Consider the following 6,969-nt stretch of genomic DNA (forward strand, 5'->3'; position numbering starts at 1 on the left):
AAACAATATTATAATAAATATAATTGAAACTGCAATTAAAATAATTATTGACATTTTTAAATTTAATTTTATCGCTATAATTAAACTTCCTATACACATAATTGGTGATTTTATAAAAACTCTCATCATTCCATGAACAAATAATTGTATCTGATTAATATCATTAGTAATTCTTGTTATCAGTGAGGCTCTTCCGAACTTATCTACTTGCTTTAAAGAATATGTATTTATCTTTTCAAATACATCCTGTCTTAAATCATAAGAAAAACACTGAGAAACTCTTGCTGAGATTATACTCCTTATTATTGAAAATACTGCTCCTAAAAAAGTTATCCCTATCATTAAAGCTCCTGTTGATAATATGTAATCTAAGTCCTTATTTGAAACCCCTATATCAATTATTTTAGCCATTATAGTTGGTTGTGCCAAATCACAAAAAGCTTCCAATGTTAAAAAAAATACTGCTGTTAAAAATAACACTATATATTTTTTTATATATTTCTTAAAATACCTCATTCAATCATCCCTTCATAGCATTTTCTCACTATTAAAAGTATATCACAATCAATAATTTAATTGATTATATCAATTATAAATATTTGATTTATTCTTAATTTTTATACTATATATTTTATAAATTATTTGTTTTTATTTCCCATATTTTTATATATTTATAGCATACTATTATATATAATATATATGTATTAAAATTAAGACAAAACTTTAACTTTACTATTTGTGTAAAAAGTAATATAATTTAAAATTGATTATAAATCTAACTTTTTTATCTATTAAAATATTCAGGAGGTGAGACATTTGAAAAAAACAAATGGTTTAAAAGAAATTTTAAACTGGAATAATATGAAAAATTTAAGACCTTCAAAGGGTTTAAAAAATATATTAGAAATTTTTAAAAACGACCTAAAAGACATACGTGGAAATTATGCAGTACTTATAATAGTTGTAGGACTTGCTTTTTTACCATCTTTATATGCTTGGTTTAATATAAAAGCATCTTGGGACCCATATGGGAGTACTGCTAATATGCTTGTAGCAGTAACAAATGAAGATAAAGGTAATGAAATAGCAGGACAGAAAATTAATATTGGAGACCAGTTAATTGAACAACTTAAAGATAATAAAAGTTTAGGTTGGCAGTTTGTAGATGAAAAAACGGCTCTTGAAGGTGTTAAAAAAGGTACTTATTATGCTTCACTTAAGATTCCAAAAAATTTCACGAAAGATTTAACTTCTCTAATTACAGATGATGTAAAAAAAGGGGAACTTATCTATACAGTAAATGAAAAGATAAATGCAGTTGCACCAAAGATTACTGACAAAGGAGCTTCTGCAATACAGTTACAAGTTAATCAAACAATAATAAAGACAGTGAGTGAAATAGTTCTTGGTGTATCAAATGGAGTTGGTGCAGGAATTGAACATGGGCTTCCAAAACTAACAAAGGTTGAAAACTCTCTTATGGACCTTCAAAAAAGATTTGACCATATAAATAAGACTGTCGATTTGGCTGCTGATGCTACTTCAAAGTTATCAGGTACAGTGAAAGATATTAAGGCTGATTTACCTACAATTAAAAAGACTTTAAATGATACAAAATTATTATCAAGTGATGTAAAAAAATTCTTAGAGGATACAAATAACAATGTAGATGAACTTTCTCCTCTTATAAAGTCTGATTTAAATTTAATGGTTGACCTTTCATCTTCTGCTTCTTCTCTTACATTAAATTTAATTGATGCAGTGAACAGTGGAAGTGAAGATGTACCTAAATTGATAGATAATTTATCAGAAAAGCTTTCTAACTTACAATCTTTAAATGATACTTTGGAAGACTTTTTAACCAAATTGAATCAGCTTACATCAAACAATAGACTGGATGATGTAATAAATAGCCTTGAAGATTCCAGCAATAAAATAGATTCTTCTATATCAACATTAAATGATATTAAAGATAAGGTTATATCTGGTCAACAGCCATCTATAAGCGCCTTAAATAACGTTTTAAGTTTATCAAATGGTATAGGAAGAATTAATTTAAATATTTTAAATAATTTTGACTCAAAAATATCAAAACCTATAAACAGTATATTTGAAAAAAGCATAAATGTAGCAAATGATATAATCACTGTTTTGGATAAAGCAGAAGCAAAACTTCCAAAGGTTGAAGAGATTCTTACTACTTCTTTAAGCCTTTCAGGAAATGCACAAGAAAGTATATCATTAATAAGAGAAAAACTTCCTTTGGCAAAAGGAATGTTAGATGACTTAGTTGATACTTTAAGTAAAATTAGCAATGGCGATGATATGAAAAAATTAGTTAACTTACTTGAAAGTGATATACTTACAAAATCAAACTTTTTAAAGGAACCTGTTGAAGTAAAGACAGAAAAATTATATCCAATTGCCAACTATGGTTCTGCAATGACACCATTTTATAGTGTTCTTTCTACATGGGTAGGTATATTACTACTTTCAGCATTATTATCTACATCTGTACATGGAAACTATAAACCTTATGAGAGTTATTTTGGAAGAGGACTTACTTTTTTAAGTATAGCTCTCGTTCAAGGATTTATAATTGGAGTTGGAGATATATTATTATTAGGAGTAACAGCAGAACATCCAATTTTACTAATAATTTTACTCATGTTTACTAGTATGGTGTTTAATTTTATAGTTTACTCTTTAGTGTCTGTATTTGGAAATATAGGAAAGGCAGTTGCAATAGTACTACTAGTCGTACAGATTGGTTCTTCTGGTGGTACATTCCCTATACAAGTTACACCTACATTCTTCCAAAGAATAAACCCTATAATGCCATTTACTTACGCAATAGGTGCCACAAGAGAAGCTGTTGGTGGTATATATCCTCCAAATTTAATTAAAGATATATTAGTATTACTATTATTTATGATTTTGTTCATCTGCTTAAATGTACTTCTAAAAGGACCTATAAATAGAATTATACAACCATTTAACAAAAAATTTGGTGATAGTAATTTAACTGGACATTAAAAACTTGATTATATCTTTAAAAATTCTATAAAAATAATATATGTTTTAAGTTTATATCAAAGGTAGTAGCTTCTCAGTTACTACCTTTTTCTAGTTTAGAGTTAATAAACTATTCCTCAATAATTACTTATAAATGACTGATATTCATTCATTGACTTTCAAAATCCCATATGCTATTATGTATTTGAAATTAGAAGGAGGATACTATATGCCACGTATTACTAAAGAACCTAATGAGCGTAGACAAGAAATTTTAGATACTGCAATGAAGTTATTTTATGAAAATGGATATGAAAAAACTTCTATTACTGATATTGCAAGACATATGAATGTTGCACAAGGTCTGTGTTATCGTTATTTTTCATCAAAAGAAATCTTATTTGATAGCGCTATAGACCAGTATGCACAAATTCTAGTAGATAAAATGCTATCTATACTAAACAATAAAAATAAAACATTAAAACAAATAATTGAAGAAGTCCCAACATTTATTGATATAGAAACTGATGATAGTCTTTATTATAAAGTATGTCATGGAGAACAAAACAAAAAAATTCATGACCAGTTATCTTTGAAAGTCTGCGAAAAGCTTGTACCAATTGTAAAAAAACAAATTGAACTAGCTAATTCGCGAGGAGAAATTAATATTCCTGATTCCGATACAACAGCATACTTTTGTGTATACGGTCAACAAGGTATATTACTACGTAATGACATTTCTAATGATGAAAAGATAGAAAGAATTCGTTCTTTTCTAACTTATCTTATGAATATTTAAATATATCCCTACTCAACAATCAGAGATACATATATTTTACAAATATAATTTTGTATTACATTCCATCTTTTACTTCTATTCTAAAGATATACAGATTGACACTTTTTATACCACTCTGTATATCTTTAGATGAACTTGTAGTTACATTAATCCTTTGTAGTTCTCTTCCTCTAAAAAATAAATATCACCTTCACAGATATTTTGCTTTATTTTCTTTAAATAAAAATATGCCTTTATAATTTATAAAAGCATATCATAAAAATTTAATATTAAATTACTTCGTCTAACATAATCTAAACATTTAATTCATATAATCAGTTATTCCAGATTTTAAGTTATATAAGTTCTTAAAACCTTCTTCACCTAACAAATTACATGCAGTAACACTTCTATGACCACTTCTACAATAAACTATTACCTTTTTATCCTTATATTCATAAATTTCATCTATATTATTAATTAACTCTTGTAAAGATATATTTATAGCATTTTCTATTTTACTTTCATTAAATTCATCTTTAGTTCTTACATCTAGCAATAAAATATCTTTTTCATTTTTCATCATTTCCTTAAGTTGATTTTTATCTATAGTCTTATACATAATTTAAGATTCCTCCATTTTATTTGTATATTACTTATACCCTTTATTTTTTATCAAATAACAAAATATTATATTTTTATTTTTCTCATATACATAAAATGTATACTTATTATAAATACATTTTTCTTAACAATAATCTGTTGATTAAAATAATTAAGAATGTTATGCTAATTATAAATTATTTAAGAGGGAAAAGAGGTAATTTAATATGTTTAAGCAAAGATTATGTAAGTTATTATCTAGCACATTAGTACTTAGTATGCTATTTACAGCTGCTCCAAGTATTACTTTTGCTGATAATGACACAAAAAACATCTCCGATAAGTATCAAAGCTCTGATATAGAGTTAAATGATTATAGTAAAGGTTCGGAGTCTTACACAAAAACCAGAGCTCTAGCTAAAGAGAAAATTCAAACTTTACTATCTAAATACGGTGCTGTAAGCGCTCAATATGCTCTAATTGATAATGGTAAAATTGAGATTTCTGGAAATGGTGGCGTATACAGCAAACAAGATAATAAAAATTTAACTAAGGATAATATGTATAATATTGCATCTATCAGTAAAGTATTTACTACTACAGCTGTTATGAAGTTGGTTGAAGAGGGAAAATTAAATTTAGATACTCCTGTTGTAAAATATATGCCTGAATTTAAAATGGCTGATGATAGATATAAAGAAATAACTCCAAGAATGTTATTAAACCATTCATCAGGGTTAATGGGAGGAAGTTTGAAAAATGCCCTTTTATTGGGAGACAATGATTCTTATAGTCATGATAATTTCTTAGAAGAATTAAAGAAACAAAGATTAAAAGCTAAACCAGGAGCTTTTTCAGTTTATTGTAATGATGGATTTACTTTAGCTGAAATTTTAGTAGAAAAAGTATCTGGTATGTCATTTACTAATTTTCTTGATAAATACATAAACAATCCACTTAACTTACAAAATACAAAAACTCCAGAAAATAGTTTTGACAGTTCAAGACTTGCAAAAGCTTATGTACCTTATTGGGAAGATGCTGTTCCACAAGATAACTTTAATACTATAGGCATGGGTGGCTTATATTCAAGTGCAGAAAATCTATGTACATTTGCACAAACATTTATGAAAAAATCAAATGGAATTCTTTCTCCTGCTTCAGTAAAAGCTATGGAAAATAAAGAGTATTTAAATGGTCTATGGCCTGAGGGAGAAGACTCTATCCTTGGATATGGTTTAGGATGGGATTGTGTCAACACTTATCCATTTAATCAATATAATCTAAAAGCACTTACAAAAGGTGGAGATTCTTTATTATTCCATAGTAATCTTACAGTTCTTCCAGATGAAAATATGGCAGTTGCAGTTGTTTCTTCTGGTGGAAGTAGCCAACTTAACGAAATAATTGGACAAGAAATTTTACTATCTGCATTAAAAGAAAAAGGTAAAATTAAAGAAATAAAACCTGATAAAACATTTAGTAAGCCACAACAAGTCAAAATGCCAAGTTACTTAAAAGAAAATAGTGGACTTTATGCTTCTTCAAATATGATAAAAATCGATGTTAATGATAACGGTACTCTAACAGTATCTTCTCCGTACATAGAAAATGGACCTGAAGATAAATATGTATACATAGGTCAAGATAGATTTGTATCTGAAAAAGGTAATAGTTGTGTCAAATTTGTAAAAGAAAAAAATAATATCACATATTTAAATATGAGCTCTTATGATGATGTTCCTGGATTAGGTCAGACAGCAAGTTTATACTACGTAGCTCAAAAGGTAGATGACAATAATATATCAAATAGTGTCAAAGAAGCATGGGAAAAAAGAGGTGAAAAAGGCTACTATCTAGTGGATGAAAAATATAGTTCTCAATACTATATGCTTGGTTCTGTTAAAGCAATTCTTGGTGTTTCTGATAAAACTCCAGGTTTTTTAGCTAATACTAAAATAGTAGATGAAAATAATTCAAATGCTTTTATAGAAATACCTGGTGTAATGGGTCGTGATTTGAGTGATATCAAACTGTATAAAGAAAATGGTACAGAATACCTAAAATTTGCAACACAAACATATGTAAGTGAAGATTCCCTGACTAATTTATCATCAGAAAAATCTTTTACATATCAACTAGATTCAAAGGGGTATGCAAAATGGTACAAAATTGGCGATGATATAGCAAACAAAAAAATAGAAGTTAATCTTCCTCAAAATTCATCTTTTGCAGTTTATGATGATAAAGGAATCCCTGTAAATTACTCTTTAGTGACAAAAAATAATAGAGTCAGATTGCCAAAAGGAGGCGTAATTGCTTTCTTAGGAAGTCCAAATGCTAGATTTGAAGTTACATACCAAGATGAAGTAAATGCAAATGCACTAACAGGAACTGATAGATATGAAACTTCTATTAAGATAAGCCAAGCAGGTTGGGAAAATGCTGAAAATGCCGTTTTAATAAATGATTCTGCAATTGCAGATGCTTTGGCTGCAACACCATTCGCATATAAAAAAGATGCTCCTATATTGCTAACTGGAAGCTCTCAAATAAATGAAAAGACTTTAGCT

The 6,969-nt window shown here is 27.7% G+C and carries 5 protein-coding genes; 3 read left to right on the forward strand and 2 right to left on the reverse strand.

What is annotated here, in order from left to right; translation table 11 throughout:
• Positions 1 to 516: ABC transporter transmembrane domain-containing protein (locus KGF50_RS19555; RefSeq protein WP_255655068.1), on the reverse strand; the 516-nt coding region annotated here is incomplete at its 3' end.
• 291 nt (positions 517 to 807) lie between these two features.
• On the opposite strand from KGF50_RS19555, the gene KGF50_RS19560 reads away from it, so the two are divergent.
• Both KGF50_RS19560 and KGF50_RS19565 read left to right on the forward strand, forming a co-directional pair.
• Positions 808 to 3,036 (forward strand): YhgE/Pip domain-containing protein, encoded by a 2,229-nt coding sequence (locus KGF50_RS19560; protein WP_227849608.1) that lies wholly within the window; start codon positions 808 to 810, stop codon positions 3,034 to 3,036.
• Positions 3,037 to 3,244: 208 nt separating this feature from the next.
• The gene (locus tag KGF50_RS19565) at positions 3,245 to 3,814 is read left to right on the forward strand and encodes a TetR/AcrR family transcriptional regulator (RefSeq protein ID WP_227849609.1); all 570 of its coding nucleotides are present in this window, start codon (positions 3,245 to 3,247) and stop codon (positions 3,812 to 3,814) included.
• Between the two features lie 301 nt (positions 3,815 to 4,115).
• On the opposite strand, the gene KGF50_RS19570 is transcribed toward KGF50_RS19565, so the two are convergent.
• Entirely contained in the window at positions 4,116 to 4,415 is a 300-nt protein-coding gene (locus tag KGF50_RS19570) for a rhodanese-like domain-containing protein (RefSeq protein WP_227849610.1), read from the reverse strand.
• Positions 4,416 to 4,623: 208 nt separating this feature from the next.
• On the opposite strand from KGF50_RS19570, the gene KGF50_RS19575 reads away from it, so the two are divergent.
• Positions 4,624 to 6,969: serine hydrolase (locus tag KGF50_RS19575; RefSeq protein ID WP_227849611.1), on the forward strand; the 2,346-nt coding region annotated here is incomplete at its 3' end.

The sequence above is a fragment of the Clostridioides sp. ZZV15-6598 genome (assembly GCF_020657705.1).
Classification (GTDB): domain Bacteria; phylum Bacillota; class Clostridia; order Peptostreptococcales; family Peptostreptococcaceae; genus Clostridioides; species Clostridioides difficile_F.

Bases quoted from the DNA above. Each gene is read 5' to 3' on its own strand.
- KGF50_RS19565 (WP_227849609.1), top strand. From the start codon at position 3,245: ATGCCACGTATTACTAAAGAACCTAATGAGCGTAGACAAGAAATTTTA.
- KGF50_RS19570 (WP_227849610.1), bottom strand. From the start codon at position 4,415: ATGTATAAGACTATAGATAAAAATCAACTTAAGGAAATGATGAAAAAT.